This is a genomic window from Sphingomonas yabuuchiae, assembly GCF_014199595.1.
Lineage (GTDB): Bacteria > Pseudomonadota > Alphaproteobacteria > Sphingomonadales > Sphingomonadaceae > Sphingomonas > Sphingomonas yabuuchiae.
The window spans coordinates 60557-74909 of record NZ_JACHNX010000009.1 but is presented as its reverse complement, the minus strand read 5'-3'; the positions used below and the strand labels follow the sequence as shown (position 1 = coordinate 74909).

General features: G+C 66.3%; 14 protein-coding genes. 7 read left to right on the top strand and 7 right to left on the bottom strand.

The window, feature by feature from the left end:
- Positions 1-5: 5 nt before the first annotated feature.
- From queE to GGQ89_RS12270, 3 genes are all read right to left on the bottom strand, one after another.
- Positions 6-638 carry a 7-carboxy-7-deazaguanine synthase gene (queE, locus tag GGQ89_RS12280; protein WP_184105990.1) on the bottom strand — a complete coding sequence of 211 codons (633 nt, stop codon included), beginning with the start codon at positions 636-638 and terminating at the stop codon, positions 6-8.
- Positions 639-642: 4 nt separating this feature from the next.
- A complete protein-coding gene (queC, locus tag GGQ89_RS12275; protein ID WP_184105989.1) occupies positions 643-1362 on the bottom strand; it encodes a 7-cyano-7-deazaguanine synthase QueC in 720 nt (239 codons plus the stop codon).
- 187 nt (positions 1363-1549) lie between these two features.
- Complete coding sequence (locus tag GGQ89_RS12270; protein WP_184105988.1) at positions 1550-2401, bottom strand: ABC transporter permease; 852 nt, start codon at positions 2399-2401, stop codon at positions 1550-1552.
- Between the two features lie 87 nt (positions 2402-2488).
- Between GGQ89_RS12270 and GGQ89_RS12265 the strand changes: the two genes are divergently transcribed.
- Positions 2489-3148 carry a GcrA family cell cycle regulator gene (locus GGQ89_RS12265; protein WP_184105987.1) on the top strand — a complete coding sequence of 220 codons (660 nt, stop codon included), beginning with the start codon at positions 2489-2491 and terminating at the stop codon, positions 3146-3148.
- Between the two features lie 185 nt (positions 3149-3333).
- Here GGQ89_RS12265 and GGQ89_RS12260 read toward each other — a convergent pair whose 3' ends face one another.
- Positions 3334-4194 (bottom strand): outer membrane protein, encoded by an 861-nt coding sequence (locus GGQ89_RS12260; protein WP_184105986.1) that lies wholly within the window; start codon positions 4192-4194, stop codon positions 3334-3336.
- A 152-nt stretch (positions 4195-4346) separates the two neighbouring features.
- On the opposite strand from GGQ89_RS12260, the gene parE reads away from it, so the two are divergent.
- From parE to hslO, 5 genes are all read left to right on the top strand, one after another.
- Positions 4347-6326, top strand: coding sequence for a DNA topoisomerase IV subunit B (gene parE, locus GGQ89_RS12255; protein ID WP_056431738.1), 1980 nt, complete (start codon positions 4347-4349; stop codon positions 6324-6326).
- A gap of 27 nt (positions 6327-6353) precedes the next feature.
- Positions 6354-7703 carry a hypothetical protein gene (locus GGQ89_RS12250; protein ID WP_184105985.1) on the top strand — a complete coding sequence of 450 codons (1350 nt, stop codon included), beginning with the start codon at positions 6354-6356 and terminating at the stop codon, positions 7701-7703.
- A 119-nt stretch (positions 7704-7822) separates the two neighbouring features.
- Positions 7823-9013, top strand: a complete 1191-nt coding sequence (locus GGQ89_RS12245) for an acetylornithine transaminase (RefSeq protein ID WP_184105984.1) — start codon at positions 7823-7825, stop codon at positions 9011-9013.
- A gap of 52 nt (positions 9014-9065) precedes the next feature.
- Positions 9066-9989, top strand: a complete 924-nt coding sequence (gene argF / locus GGQ89_RS12240) for an ornithine carbamoyltransferase (protein WP_184105983.1) — start codon at positions 9066-9068, stop codon at positions 9987-9989.
- Positions 9990-10106: 117 nt separating this feature from the next.
- Entirely contained in the window at positions 10107-11021 is a 915-nt protein-coding gene (hslO, locus tag GGQ89_RS12235; RefSeq protein ID WP_076717274.1) for an Hsp33 family molecular chaperone HslO, read from the top strand.
- Between the two features lie 434 nt (positions 11022-11455).
- Here the strand turns inward: hslO and GGQ89_RS12230 are convergent, their stop codons facing one another.
- From GGQ89_RS12230 to GGQ89_RS12220, 3 genes are read right to left on the bottom strand one after another with little or no spacing between them, the layout of a single operon-like run.
- The gene (locus GGQ89_RS12230; RefSeq protein WP_076717276.1) at positions 11456-12235 is read right to left on the bottom strand and encodes a LysR family transcriptional regulator; all 780 of its coding nucleotides are present in this window, start codon (positions 12233-12235) and stop codon (positions 11456-11458) included.
- A complete protein-coding gene (apaG, locus tag GGQ89_RS12225) occupies positions 12232-12630 on the bottom strand; it encodes a Co2+/Mg2+ efflux protein ApaG (RefSeq protein WP_184105982.1) in 399 nt (132 codons plus the stop codon). The genes GGQ89_RS12230 and apaG overlap by 4 nt, the downstream gene beginning before the upstream one ends.
- Positions 12627-13835 carry a trans-sulfuration enzyme family protein gene (locus tag GGQ89_RS12220; RefSeq protein WP_184105981.1) on the bottom strand — a complete coding sequence of 403 codons (1209 nt, stop codon included), beginning with the start codon at positions 13833-13835 and terminating at the stop codon, positions 12627-12629. Before GGQ89_RS12220 ends, apaG begins: the two co-directional genes overlap by 4 nt.
- A 135-nt stretch (positions 13836-13970) precedes the next feature.
- Between GGQ89_RS12220 and GGQ89_RS12215 the strand changes: the two genes are divergently transcribed.
- Positions 13971-14276: a hypothetical protein gene (locus tag GGQ89_RS12215; RefSeq protein ID WP_184105980.1), complete on the top strand. Its 306-nt coding sequence runs from the start codon at positions 13971-13973 to the stop codon at positions 14274-14276.
- The last annotated feature ends 77 nt before the right edge of the window (positions 14277-14353 follow it).

The following is a 14353-nucleotide window of genomic DNA, read 5'->3' as shown; positions in this document are numbered from 1 at the left end:
GAGGATTACCGCAAGCCCAGCATCTTGTGCGTTTGCAGCGTCAGCCGCCAGCGCGGCCGCTCCATCACCATGGCGATGCACGCCTCCCGGTTTTCGTCCGCGCGCGGATCGTCGAGCGGCTGGAGCAGGTGGTTCGCGAAGTCCCAGCCCTCGACTTCGGCCGGGTCGATTCCCGCCTGCGGCCAGACCAGCTTCAACTCCTGGCCCGAACGCTGGACGACGTCAGACCCCGCCTTGGGACTGATGCACACCCAGTCGATGCCCGGATGCGCTGCGATCGTCCCGTTGCTCTCGATCGCGATGAAGAAGCCCGCCGCGTGCAGGCTGTCGACCAGCGCATCGTCGACCTGGAGCATCGGCTCGCCCCCGGTCAGCACCACGAAGCGCTCGCCCCGCGACTCGCCCCAGAAACCCTCCACTGCCGCGACCAGCGCGCCTGCGTCTGCGAAGCGCCCGCCGCCCAGGCCATCGACCCCGACGAAATCGGTGTCGCAGAATCGGCAGATCGCGGTTGCCCGGTCTTGCTCGCGGCCGGACCACAGGTTGCAGCCGGCAAAGCGCACGAACACCGCGCGCCGCCCGGCCTGCACGCCCTCGCCCTGGAGCGTCAGGAACATTTCCTTGACGGCATAGCTCATCGGCTCAGCCCTGCGGCTTGACCGCATAGGCGGTGGGATCGGGGATGCCCGCTTCCTCGAAACCGCGCGAACGCAGGCGGCAGCTGTCGCATTCGCCGCAATGCAGCCCCTCGGGCGTCGGGTCGTAACAGGACCAGCTGATCCCCATGTCCACGCCCAGCCGCGTGCCTTCGCGCACGATATCCGCCTTGGTCATGTGCTGGAGCGGCGCATGGATCTTGAACGGCTGGCCCTCGACGCCGGCCTTGGTCGCGATCTCGGCCAGCCCCTCGAAGGCGGCGATGAATTCGGGACGGCAATCGGGATAGCCCGAATAGTCGAGCGCGTTCACGCCGATGAACAGGTCGCGCGCGCCCGCCGCCTCGGCCCAGCCGAGCGCGAGGCTGAGGAAGATCGTGTTGCGCGCAGGCACATAGGTGACGGGAATACCCGGCTGAACGCCGTCCTTGGGCACATCGATATCCGCGGTCAGCGCAGAGCCGCCAAAGGCCGACAGGTCGAGCGGCAGAACGATGTGACGCTCGGCACCCAGCGCCTCGGCGACTCGCGCGGCGGCGGCGAGTTCGACCTTGTGGCGCTGGTTATAGTCCACCGAAAGCGCGAGCACGCGATAGCCGGCGGCCTTGGCCGAAGCAGCGGAAATCATCGAGTCCAGCCCGCCCGAAACGAGCACGACCGCCATGGGAGCAGAAGATGTCATGATGGGGGCGATCGCTACGCCCATTAGCGCGCGGTTGCAATGGTGCGTTGGGGCCGAGCTTCGGGGCCGCAAGAAAGGGCGGGACCGAAAAATCAGTCCCGCCAAGGACCTGACCGGGCATGCTGGAACCCGGGCGAGGGAGAATTCCGCTACTGAAGCAGAACCCCCTTCTAGCAGCATGATGGTTAAAAAACGGAAAAGCCGATCCGTTTCAGTTCTTCAATTTCCAGCCCTTGCGCAGCAGGACGTAACACAGGACCGCCATCACGATGTCGATGCCAAGCACGACGAACCCGCCCAGCGTCACAGGCGAGTCGGCAAGACCTAGGAAACCATAGCGGAAGCCCGAGATGACGTAGAAGAACGGGTTTGCATGGCTGATCGCGCGGAACGCCGGGGCGAGGCCATCGACCGAATAAAAGGTGCCGGACAGCAGCGACAGCGGCACGACGACGAAATTGGTCACGGCCGCCGCATGGTCGAACTTCTCCGCCCAGATCGAGGTCAGCACACCCAGTAGCGCCAGGAAGACCGAGCCCAGCAGGCCGAACCACAGCACCGCGAACAGCGCGTGCGGCGTGACATGCACCCCCGGCCAGATCGCCATCGCGGCCCACACCGTCGCCCCGACCAGCACCGCGCGCGTCACCGCGCCGCCGACCAGCGCGGCCAGCAGCTCGGCGGTGGAGAGTGGCGGCATCAGATAATCGACGATCGTGCCCTGGATCTTGCCGACCAGCAGCGAGAAGCTGGCATTGGCGAAGGCATTGTTCATCATGCCCATCACGATCAGGCCCGGCGCGATGAAATCGGCGAACGGCACCTGCATCCCCGCGACCGGCACGGCGTGGCGACCGCCCAGGGCGGTGGTGAAAATGATGAGGTAAAGCAGCGTCGTGACCGACGGCGCCCAGATCGTCTGGAGCTGCACCTTGAAGAAACGGCGCACCTCCTTGATATAGAGGGTTCGAAGGCCGCCCCAGTTGATGTTCCGAATGACGGGCTCACCGGGGGCGGCACGCACCGCCGAGTGGATTTCACCGAGGGGGGGCTGGCTGCTCATCGCCATAGCGCGTAACGGTTGCCGTGGCCGCCCGCAACCCGGTACGATGACTGGCGGTTGCGATGATGAAGTGAGGAAAGGTTTCGAATGTCGTGGACCGATGAGCGGATCGATACGCTCAGGACGATGTGGGAGGCGGGACAGACCGCCAGCCAAATCGCCGAAGCACTGGGCGGGGTCAGCCGCAACGCGGTGATCGGCAAGGCGCACCGCCTGGGCCTGCAGGCGCGCCCGTCGCCGGTGAAGGCCAATGAGCCCGCCGCGGCTCCTGCCCCCGAGCCGGTGGTCGCGGCCGCTCCGCCGCCGCCGCCTCCCGCGCCGGAACCCGAGCCCGAGCCTTCGCCCTTCGTGGCCGACGATGAACCGGACGCAGAGGTCGAAGCCGAACCCGCCAAGGCGCGCGAGCCGCAGCCGATCCTGCGGTCGGTCGGCCCCGGCGGCTTCGTCCGTCAGTCGCCCGGCGAGCAGCAGCCCCCGCCCTCGCCCGCCCCGCCGCGCCGTCTGGTGCCCGCCAAGCCGAGCCCTGAAATGGCGGGCAAGACCTCGCTGCTCGACCTGAACGATCGCATCTGCAAATGGCCGATCGGCCATCCGGGTGAGCCGGACTTCCACTTTTGCGGCGACAAGGTGAATCCAGGCTTCCCTTACTGCGTGGCGCATTGCGGCCATGCCTATCAGGCGCAGCTGCCCCGCCGCGACCGCCGCCCGCCGCCGCCTTTGCCCTTTGGCGGCCCGCGCGTCCGCTGATTCGGGTTCAAGCAAAAAGCCCGCCGGTTTTGCGACCGGCGGGCTTTTTCGTGGTTCGTGCACTCCCGTCGGCTTTGTGCAGCCTAAACGAAATTTGGGGCAAGTTCCCCTAAGCCGTTCGCACCGAGCGAAGTCGAGGTGCACGCCCCGCCACTTGCTTCAAGCGACAGGGCGCGCCCCTCACATCAGAACCGGAACGCCGCCGTCGCACGCAGCGAGTGCCAGCGGAACTTGTCGTCCGACCGCCGGATATCCGTGCCGCTGGTGTTGGGCGCCAGCACGAACGGATTGGTCGCAGGCGCCGACCCTTGCGTCACCCGGACGCGCGTGTCGTCGTCGCGATACTGGTGGTACATATATTCCATGCCGATCGAGAAGTTGCGCCCGATCTTCTGCTCGATACCGCCGCCGCCGAGGAAGCCGAACTGGTTGCGCTTGCCGCTGAGGGCAAAGGCGTTCGACCCGTTCGAGGTCGCGAACTCGCGGTTGATCCGGGCATAGCCGCCGCCGAACGTGCCGTAGAACAGCGTGTTGTTCGCGGCATAACCCGCGCGACCGCGGACCGAGGCTTCCCAGTCGATGCTGCGCGTAAACGTGTACCAGGCCGGGGTCGTCGAGAAGGCCGAAACGCTGTCGGTGATTTCCGACTTACCGAACTCGCCGACCACGCCGTACACGATGTTGCCCACCTGATGGTCGGCACCGACGCGGCCATAATAGGCAATGCCGTCCTTGTCGTTGTCGCAACCCGTGGCGGCATTTTGCGGCGACAGGACGCTCCGCGCGCGGCCGTTGCAGAAGCCCGGCGAGAAGGCATTCGCGCCGGTCGCGGTCGTCACGACATCGCCGAATCGCCCGTCCAGGTTGCGGTCGAACAGGAAGCGCGAGCTGACATCATTGGGCTGCACGTCATAGCCGAAGCTGCCGCCGACATAGACGCCGGAGAAGGGCGCATCGTCCTCACCCGCATAGGTGCCGTCCTGCGCCATGGCCGGCGCGGCGATCAGCGCCGAGGCCATGGCCCCCGCCATCCAGAATTTCATCATTATCACTCCCGTACCCTTGGCATAAAGGTAACGGGCTAACGGACCGGGCTGGTGGAAATATCCCACGTTAGAATATCGGCAAAGCTTTGTTGCATTTGCGCAACGCGCCACGAAGCTGGCGCAAGCGCTCTGGAAGCCCTATAGTTCCCGTTATGTCCAATGATCTGTTCGCGGGCGGCGCCCGCTCCCAGCCCGCTTATGACGCCTCCTCGATCGAGGTGCTCGAGGGGCTGGAGCCGGTTCGTCGCCGCCCGGGCATGTATATCGGCGGCACCGACGAGCGTGCGCTGCATCACCTGGCGGCCGAAGTCCTAGACAATGCGATGGACGAGGCGGTGGCGGGCCACGCCACCCGGATCGAGGTGAAGCTGGAGCCGGGCAACCGCCTGACCATCGTCGACAATGGGCGCGGCATTCCGGTCGATCCGCATCCCAAATTCCCCGACAAGTCGGCACTGGAGGTGATCCTTTCGACGCTCCACTCGGGCGGCAAGTTCACTGGCAAGGCCTATGCGACCTCCGGCGGCCTGCACGGCGTCGGCATCTCGGTGGTCAACGCGCTATCGTCGGACACGGTGGTTGAGGTGGCGCGCGAACGTGTCCTCTATCGCCAGCGTTTTGCGAAAGGCGCGACGCTGGGTCCGCTGGAGACCGTCGGCGCCGCTCCCAATCGGCGCGGCACCAGCGTCGCCTTCACGCCGGATACCGAGATTTTCGGACCCGAACTGCACTTCAAACCCGCGCGGCTGCACAAGCTGGTCCGGTCCAAGGCCTATCTGTTCGCGGGCGTCGAGATACGCTGGCACTGCGCGGCCGAACTGATCACCGACGACACGCCAGCCGATGCGGTCTTCCAGTTCCCCGGCGGCCTGGCCGACCATCTGAAGGAGCAGATCGGCGGACGCGAATGCGCGACGGCCGATTTCTTTTCGGGCAATCAGGACTTCCCCGCCGAACAGGGCCGCGTCGAATGGGCGGTCGCCTGGCCGCTCTGGAGCGACGGCAGCTATAGCTGGTATTGCAACACCATCCCCACCCCCGATGGCGGCACCCACGAACAGGGCCTGCGCCAGGCGCTGGTGCGCGGGCTTCGCGCGTTCGGCGAGTTGGTGAACCAGAAGAAAGCCAAGGACATCACCGCCGACGACGTGATGGTCGGCTCCGAACTGATGCTCTCGGTCTTTATCCGCGAACCGCAATTCCAGAGCCAGACCAAGGACCGCCTGACCAGCCCGGAAGCCGCCGGTCTGGTCGAAAAGGCGGTGCGCGACCATTTCGACCATTATCTGTCGGCGAACATGGATCGCGGCAAGGCGCTGCTTGGCTATGTGCTCGACCGCATGGACGAGCGGCTGCGCCGCAAGGCTGAGCGCGAGGTCAAGCGCAAGACCGCGACGTCGGCCCGCAAGCTGCGCCTGCCCGGCAAGCTGACCGACTGTTCGGCGGACAGCCCCGAGGGCACCGAGCTGTTCATCGTCGAGGGCGACTCGGCGGGCGGCTCGGCGAAGCAGGCGCGCGACCGCAAGACGCAGGCGATCCTGCCGATCCGTGGCAAGATCCTGAACGTCGCCAGCGCGACCTCGACCAAGATCCTGCAGAATCAGGAAATCGCCGACCTGACGCTGGCCATGGGCTGCGGCACGCGCAAGGATTGCGACCCGACCCAGCTGCGCTACGAAAAGATCGTCATCATGACCGACGCCGACGTGGACGGCGCGCATATCGCCACGCTGTTGATGACCTTCTTCTTCCAGGAAATGCCCGATCTGGTGCGGCGCGGACATCTCTACCTCGCCCAGCCGCCGCTCTATCGCCTGACGGTCGGCGCGAAGTCGCTCTACGCCCGCGACGACGCCCACCGCGCCGAGCTGGAGCGCACCGCGTTCAAGGGCAAGAAGGTCGACGTCGCGCGCTTCAAGGGCCTGGGCGAGATGAACCCCGGCCAGCTGCGCGAAACCACGATGGACCCCGCGACCCGCAGCCTGATCCGCATCACCCTGCCCCAGGAATATGAGGAACGCGCAGGCGTAAAGGACCTGGTCGACCGGCTGATGGGCAACAACCCCGCCCACCGCTTCGCCTTCATCCAGGAAAATGCGGCAAGGCTGGACGAGGAGGTTATCGACGCCTGATCGACCTGCTGGGTCCGTTCAGCATCGATGCAGGTTCAGCCAGGATATTTTCTTGAGGCCGTTTCTCCCACCGGCCAACGGACACAGCAAAAGATATCGCGCCAATCGCGCGCCGTATCGCCGTGGGAGTTTACGATGTTTATCCTTCCGCTTTTGGTCGCGTTTCTGCCGCTTCAGGATAATGACGTCTCGCCGACCGCCGCGGAGATCGTGGTAACCGGCGAGCGCGTCGAAAAGGCGCAAAAGGCTCTCGATCAATGCCGCGCAAAGAACTGTCCGCTACGCGACGACATATTGCTGTCGCTGACTCTGGCCGATGCGCAGTTTCTGGAGGGTGATTACCGGAACAGCCGCCGGACGCTGATGGCCGCCAAGCGTCGTAATGCCCGCTTTGCCTCTCATTACCCGCTGGAGGTGGCAGCGCTGCACCGTGCGACGGGGCGCCTGCACAGTCTGAACGGCAAGCCGGAACGGGCGCTGGGGCGCGGGGCGGACGCCGTCGATGCACTTCGAACCCGCTATGATCCGGTTAGCCGGGAGGTTCTCTTGCAACGGTTGAGCAATGGCGACGGGCTGGTGCGGACCCATGAAATCGAAGCCGGACTGGCCCGCTATGCCGATGTGGCGCGGGCCGCCGAACGTGCCGGGCTGCTCGACATACAGGGCCTGGCCATGCTGCGGCGGGCAATGCTGCTGACATCGATGGCCGAATCGATCTGGAGCTATCGCGCACTTGCCGAGCGTGCACGCGCCGCGATCCTCGACAATCGCGATCCCCGGTTCCTGCCCTTTCGGAATGCGGTGCGGATCATGCCCGTGCGCGAAGCCAAAGGTGAGGAGGTTCGAAAGGCCGTGATCGACGCGGTGATGGCGCAGTTGGAACCAGACCCCTCGCCGCGCCCCAATCCGCTGCTCGTCTATCAGCCCTCGCTGCGGATCGAGGATTTCCATTTCGGCCTAGCTTCCGGCACCAGTGATCCGGCCTTCGTGGATATCAGCTTCCGCATCCTGCCATCGGGAGAGACCGCCGATATTCATCTTATAAACCTGATCGGCCCGGTTGCTCCCTTATGGACCGACATCGTTATGAAGGCGATCGCCCAGCGCCGCTATGCGCCCATGGCCAATGCTGATGGGCAACTTCGCTTGGAGCGGACCAGCTTCGTATCGGACGTCATTGGCGGCACCTCGCCGGGTGGCGGTGGCGGCATCAACGCGTTGGGAAGCAACTCCGACAGCATGATGCGGGCGGCGGACAGCGCACCGTCACGAATGCCTCATCGCAGCGCGCAGCGACGGCTGGAGATCATGGACCTGACCCCTAAGCTGAAACCGGACGCCGATCCGGAAATTCCCCCGGCCGCTTCGATGAATTAGGGGCGGCCTCGCTCTCCCATACACCTCGTGCCAGCACGTTGACGGCAGAGAGCAATAGCCCGTATGGTTGCAAAGGGCGGCCACCTGTGCCGCCCTTTGCTGTTTGAAGGAGACGTCCCGTGACTATCACCGCCCTGATGCCCGTTTACCCACGGTGCGGGGTGCGTCCGGTCCGAGGCGAAGGCGTCTATCTCTATGGCGAAGACGGGGAACAGTATCTGGACTTCGCCGCCGGTATCGCGGTGAACGCGCTGGGCCATGGCCATCCGACACTGGTCGACGCGATCGCCAAACAGGCCGCGACGCTGATGCATGTGTCGAACCTGTACGGCAGCCCGCAGGGTGAGCATTTCGCCCAGCGGTTGGTCGATTCGACCTTTGCCGACACGGTGTTCTTCACCAATTCGGGCGCGGAAGCCGTCGAGTGCGCGATCAAGACCGCGCGCCGCTATCACTTCGCCAATGGCAATCCGCAGCGTCACACGCTGATCACGTTCAACAACGCGTTCCATGGCCGGACGCTGGGCGCGATCTCGGCGACCAACCAGCCCAAGATGCGCGACGGGTTCGAGCCCTTGCTGCCGGGCTTTGCTTACGCGCCGTTCGACGATCTGGAAGCAGCGCTGGCGCTGATCGACGAGAACACCGCCGGTTTCCTGGTCGAGCCGATCCAGGGCGAAGGCGGCCTGCGTCCCGCCAGCATGGAGTTCCTCCAGGGCCTGCGCAAGGCGTGCGACGAGCATGGCCTGCTGCTGGTGCTCGACGAGGTTCAGTGCGGTTACGGCCGCACCGGCAAGTTCTTCGCGCATGAGCTGTACGGCGTGAAGCCCGACATCATGGCGGTCGCCAAGGGGATCGGCGGCGGCTTCCCGCTGGGTGCGTGCCTGGCGACCGAGGAAGCGGCCAAGGGCATGGTCGCGGGCACCCATGGTTCGACCTATGGCGGCAACCCGCTTGCCATGGCGGCCGGTGAAGCGGTGCTGGACGTGATCCAGGAGCCGGGCTTCCTCGAGCATGTCGAGGCGATGGGTCAGCGCCTGCGCTCGACGCTGGAGCAGATGATTCCGAACTTCGATCATCTGTTCGAGGAGGTTCGCGGTCACGGCCTGATGCAGGGTCTGAAGATGAAGAGCGACAGCCGCCGTTTCGTGGCGCATTGCCGCGACAACCACGGGCTGCTGCTGGTGGCGGCGGGCGAGAACGTCATCCGCATCCTCCCGCCGCTGGTCATCGACGAGAGCCACATCACCGAGTTCGCGACGAAGCTGTCGGACGCCGCGCGCGTCTACGTCCCCGCCGCCGACGACTGATATCCCTGCCACCCCGGCGGCGGCAAACCGCCGGGGGACGGAGTATAGACCCATGACGATCCGCCACTTCCTGAACCTCGCCGACGCCGGTCCCGAGGGTGTGACCGCCATTCTGACCGATGCGCAGGCCCGCAAGGCCGCCCGCGCCGGTTTCACCAAGGGCCGCGTCGATGCCGATGCGCCGTTGACGGGCCATGTGCTCGCCATGGTGTTCGAGAAGAACTCGACCCGCACCCGCGTCAGCTTCGACATGGCGATCCGCCAGCTCGGCGGCACCTCGATCGTGCTCGATGCGGGCACGATGCAGCTGGGGCGCGGCGAGACGATCGCCGACACCGCGCGCATCCTGTCGGGCTATACCGACGCGATCATGATCCGCACCGACGACCATGCCAAGGTCGAGGAAATGGCGTATTACGCATCCGTGCCGGTCATCAACGGCCTGACCGACCTGTCGCATCCGTGCCAGATCATGGCCGACCTGCTGACCGTGATCGAGGCGGGCAAGACGCTGTCGGGCATGAAGGTCGCCTGGCTGGGCGACGGCAACAATGTGCTGCACTCGATCGTCGAGGCGGGCGGGCTGCTCGGCTTCGACGTGGTTGCCGCCTGCCCCAATGGCTATCATCCCGAGCCCGGCACGCTGGAACTCGGCAAGGGTCGCGCGACCTGCACCACTGATCCGCGCGCGGCGGTCGAGGGCGCGGACATCGTCGTCACCGACACCTGGATCTCGATGGGCCAGGCCCATGCCGAGGAAAAGCTGGCGGCGATGATGCCGTTCCAGGTCAATGCCGACCTCATGGCGCTGGCCAAGCCGGATGCCAAATTCCTCCACTGCTTGCCCGCGCACCGCGAGGAAGAGGTGACGTCGGATGTCATCGACGGCCCGCAGTCGTTGATCTGGCCGGAAGCGGAAAACCGGCTCCATGCGCAAAAATCGGTGCTGCGCTGGTGCTTCGGCCAGATCGGTTGATCGCAGGCCCGGCCATACTATCTATGGAAAGGCCGGCGGGTTCGTCGGCCTTTTCTCTTTTCCCTGCCGCACTGGCATCATAGCGCCCGGCCCCTTCCGGAGCGTAAAGGCACGAGCATGACCGACATCACCCTGCCCGACCTCGACCGCGCAATCGGTTTCATCATCCCCGAGCATCATGCGCGCGGGCGGCTGGTACGGCTGGGCCCGGTGCTGGACGAGATTCTGGCCGCGCACGCCTATCCGCCCGCGATCGAGCGGCTGCTGGCCGAGGCGCTGACCCTGACCGCGCTGATGGGCGCGACGCTGAAGGACACCAGCGGTCAGTTGACCATCCAGACGCGCAGCGACAGCGGCGTGATCCGCCTGCTGGTGTGCGATTATCGCGGTGGCGAGCTGCGCGGCTATGTCCAGTATGACGAGGACCGGCTGGCCGAACTGCCCGCCGAGCCGACACTGTTCGCGCTGTTCGGTCAGGGTTATCTGGCGATCACCTTCGACCTTGCGATGACCGACGAACGCTATCAGGGCATCGTGCCGCTGGACGGCGATACCCTGTCGAGCGCCGCCGAGAGCTATTTCATCCAGTCCGAGCAGATCCCCAGCCTGCTGCGCGTCGGGATCAGCAAGGGGCCGGACGGGCGGACGGTCGCGGGCGGCCTGTTCCTTCAGCACCTGCCCGAGGGCGAGGAAGGGCGCGAGCGGCTGCACGTCAAGCTCGACCATCCGGAATGGGAGCATGTCCAGGCGCTGGGCCAGACGATGCAGGTCGAGGAACTGGCCGACGCCGCGCTGCCGCTGGAGACTTTGGTATGGCGGCTGTTCAACGAGGAGCAGAATGTCCGCGTGTCGGAAAGCCCCGCCATCGTGCGCGGCTGCCGCTGCTCGGCGGAGTATATCGCCAGCGTCATCACGAAGTTCTCGGTCGAGGAACGGCGCGAGATGGCGGATGCCGATGGCCTGATCCAGGTGGACTGCGCCTTCTGCGCAAAGAAATTCCCGGTGCCCTTCGACGCCGCACCGGCGGCGTAAAGCAGGATGACGTCGCATTGAGCCGATGTGAGCCCCTCCCCTTCAGGGGAGGGGTTGGGGTGGGGCCTTTCCACGAACGCCGCGCTTGCGGAAGCGCCCCACCCCCGCCCCCTCCCCTAAAGGGGAGGGGTGGCGATGCTGTCAGGCCTGACGGAGGGGTATAGCGGCCTGCGAGGGAGCCTGCCCCTCCACCACCAGCCTTCGGCTGGCGGTCCCCCTCCCCAAGCAAAGCTTGGGGAGGAATTGGAGTACCGACCCCTAACCACAAGCACGTCCCCGGCGAAGGCCGGGGCCCAGTTGCGGTGATGGTCAGATGATTCCCCACGTCGCGTGGGAGGCGTGCTCGCCTCTCACGCGATGCCACCGTGCACCACGACTGATATGGAAACTGGGCCCTGGCCTCCGCCGGGGTGACGCAAGGGGTTTGATGGCCCTTAGCCCCCCAGCGCCTCGACCAGCGCCTTGACCTTCTGCTGGCGCCATTGCGGCAGCGGGGCGACCAGCCAGTACCCCATGCGTGAGGGCACCGCCTCGCCGGTGGCGACCACCCGCCCCTCGGCCAGATCGCGCTCGGCCAGCAGTTGCGGCACGATCGCCCGCCCCAGCCCCGCCGCAACCGCGTCGATCGCCAAGCCCGCATCCGTCACACGGACCAGCGGCGCACCTTCTTCGGGCGCCCCCGGCCAGGCGATCAGCGGCGCGTCCGCCGGACCGATGGGAATCATCCCGTCCGACTCGATCGCCTCGCCCTCCAGTCCGCCGGGTCCATCACCCCAGCGGATGGCGAGGTCCAGATTGGCCTCGGTGAAGTCCAGCCCCTCGTCCGACGCGATCAGCGAGAAACGCAGGTCCGGGTCGCTTGCGGCGATGGCGGCGAGACGCGGCATCAGCCACTTCTCGGTCACATCACGCGGGGCGGCGATGGTCAGCGACTTGGACGACTGGCCCGCCTGCATGGCGCGGACGGCATCCTCGAATTGCAGGAAACCGGCCCGCAAGGGAGCAAGGCCGGCCTCGGCTTCGGGGGTCAGTTCCAGCCCGCGCGTCGTGCGGCGGAACAGGACGACGCCCAGCGTATCCTCCAGCGCGCGGATCTGCTGCCCGACCGCCGCCGGGGTCACCGCCAGCTCGTCGGCAGCACGGGTGAAGCTCAGATGGCGCGCGGCGGCGTCCAGCACGCGCAGGCCGTTGAGCGGAAGGTGCGTCCGCTTCATGTCTCCACCGCCGGGGCGATGAGCGCGAAATGCGGGATGGCCACGTCGAAGGTCACGCCGTCCGCGCTGACCATGCGGTAACTGCCCTGCATCGCGCCGCTGGTCGTCGCGAGCGGGCAACCCGAGACATAGTCATAGGACGCGCCCGGCTGGATCACCGGCTGTTCGCCGACCACACCCTCGCCCTCGACCGAATGCCGCGCACCCCGCGCGTCGGTGATGATCCAGCGCCGGGTGAGAAGCTGGACCGGCTGGTCGCCCTCATTCTCGATGCGGACATGATAGGCCCAGAACCAGCGCCCGCGCTGCGGCTCGGACTGTTCGGGCAGATAGCTGACCGACACGCGGACCGTCACCGGCCCGGTGGTCAGCGCATGGGGGAAGAGCGCCTTCACAGACCCACGACGCGCAGCGCCTGGTCGAGATCGTCGATCAGGTCGTCCGCATCCTCCAGCCCGACATTCAGACGCAACATGCCCTCGCCGATGCCCATCTCGATCCGCTTGTCCTCGGCGACACCGGCATGGGTGGTCGAGGCGGGATGGGTCATCAGCGAGCGCGAGTCGCCGATATTGTTCGAGATGTCGATCAACGCCAGTGCGTCGAGCAGGCCATGCGCCTGTTCGCGACCGCCATCGAGTTCCAGCGCGAAGATGCTGCCGCCCGCCTTCATCTGGCGCATGGCGAGTTCATGCTGCGGATGGCTGGGCAGCGCCGGGCACAGGACGCGCGGCACCCGGCCCTCCAGGAAGGTCGCGACCTTCAGCGCCGATTCCGACTGGCGGTGGATACGCAGGTCCAGCGTCTCCAGCCCCTTCAGCACCACCCAGGCGTTGAACGCCGACAGGGTCGGGCCGGTGTTGCGAGTGAAGGGCAGCAGGGTGTTGGTGATGAAGTCCTCGGTGCCGCACACCGCGCCCGCCAGCACGCGGCCCTGCCCGTCCATCATCTTCGTGGCGGAATAGGCGGTCACGTCCGCGCCGAAATCCATCGGCCGCTGGAGCGCCGGGGTCGCAAAGGCATTGTCGACCACCGTGGTGATGCCGCGCTCGCGCGCGATGTCGCAGATCGCCTGGAGATCGGCCACGTCCATGGTCGGATTGGCGGGCGTCTCGAAGAAGAAGACCTTGGTCTCGGGCCGCACCGCATCCAGGAACGCCTGCGGGTCGCGCGCATCGACGACGGTGGTGGCGATGCCGAACTTCGGCAGCAGCGTGTCGGTCAGCCAGCGGCACGACCCGAACGCCGCGCGCCCGCCGACCAGATGGTCGCCCGCCTGCAACTGGCAGAGCAGCACCGCGGTCATCGCCGCCATGCCCGACGCCATGGTCCGGCACGCTTCGGCACCTTCGAGCAGGGCGATACGCTGTTCCAGCATCTCGACGGTCGGGTTCTGCAGGCGGGAATAGGTCATCCCCTCCTGCTCGCCCGCGAACCGGGCCGCCGCGTCCCCTGCCCGGTCGTAGCAATAGCCCGAGGTCAGGAAGAGCGCCTCGGAGGTCTCGCCATATTCCGACCGCGCGGTGCCGCCGCGCACGGCCTGCGTCGCGGGGCGCCATTGGGAGGTGATCGAACGGTCCTGGCCAGTCTTGCGCTTCATGCCCGTTCATTTGCCGGTCCGGGGGGCGGGGTTCAAGGATATTCGGTCGCGCACCCGATATGTCAGCGTTACGCCAGCGGAACGGAAAAGTGCCCGATCCGGTTATTCCCCCCGATTCAAACAGGGAGAATGAGCATGAAGATCCGCATCGGCCTGCTGATGGCCGCCAGCCTGGTGTCGCTGTCCGCCTGCAACGGCAAGGGCACCGACAAGCTCGCCGAGAATGTCGAAAAGGCTGCCGACAACCGCGCCGACGGTATGGAGGACCAGGCCGACGCGCTGCGCAACCAGGCCAAGATGCTCGACAAGCAGGCCGAAAAGACCCGCGACTATGCCGAGGACCGCGCCGAAGCGATCAAGGCCGCCGACGTCAATGCCGCCGCGATGAGCCCCGAGCAGCGCGAGGCGGTTATCGACAACCAGGCGGCGGCGGTGCGCTGAGGCGGATGGAGTCCGGCCCCTCCACCATCGCTATCGCGATGGTCCCCCTCCCCAAGCACAGCTTGGGGAGGAATGGG

What these genes read in the sequence shown, in the direction of transcription:
- GGQ89_RS12260 (WP_184105986.1), bottom strand. Translation starts at nt 4,194, where the DNA reads ATGATGAAATTCTGGATGGCGGGGGCCATGGCCTCGGCGCTGATCGCC.
- queC (WP_184105989.1), bottom strand. Translation starts at nt 1,362, where the DNA reads ATGGGCGTAGCGATCGCCCCCATCATGACATCTTCTGCTCCCATGGCG.
- argF (WP_184105983.1), top strand. Translation starts at nt 9,066, where the DNA reads ATGACGATCCGCCACTTCCTGAACCTCGCCGACGCCGGTCCCGAGGGT.
- queE (WP_184105990.1), bottom strand. Translation starts at nt 638, where the DNA reads ATGAGCTATGCCGTCAAGGAAATGTTCCTGACGCTCCAGGGCGAGGGC.
- GGQ89_RS12230 (WP_076717276.1), bottom strand. Translation starts at nt 12,235, where the DNA reads ATGAAGCGGACGCACCTTCCGCTCAACGGCCTGCGCGTGCTGGACGCC.
- GGQ89_RS12250 (WP_184105985.1), top strand. Translation starts at nt 6,354, where the DNA reads ATGCAGGTTCAGCCAGGATATTTTCTTGAGGCCGTTTCTCCCACCGGC.
- GGQ89_RS12220 (WP_184105981.1), bottom strand. Translation starts at nt 13,835, where the DNA reads ATGAAGCGCAAGACTGGCCAGGACCGTTCGATCACCTCCCAATGGCGC.
- hslO (WP_076717274.1), top strand. Translation starts at nt 10,107, where the DNA reads ATGACCGACATCACCCTGCCCGACCTCGACCGCGCAATCGGTTTCATC.
- GGQ89_RS12270 (WP_184105988.1), bottom strand. Translation starts at nt 2,401, where the DNA reads ATGAGCAGCCAGCCCCCCCTCGGTGAAATCCACTCGGCGGTGCGTGCC.
- GGQ89_RS12265 (WP_184105987.1), top strand. Translation starts at nt 2,489, where the DNA reads ATGTCGTGGACCGATGAGCGGATCGATACGCTCAGGACGATGTGGGAG.
- GGQ89_RS12215 (WP_184105980.1), top strand. Translation starts at nt 13,971, where the DNA reads ATGAAGATCCGCATCGGCCTGCTGATGGCCGCCAGCCTGGTGTCGCTG.
- parE (WP_056431738.1), top strand. Translation starts at nt 4,347, where the DNA reads ATGTCCAATGATCTGTTCGCGGGCGGCGCCCGCTCCCAGCCCGCTTAT.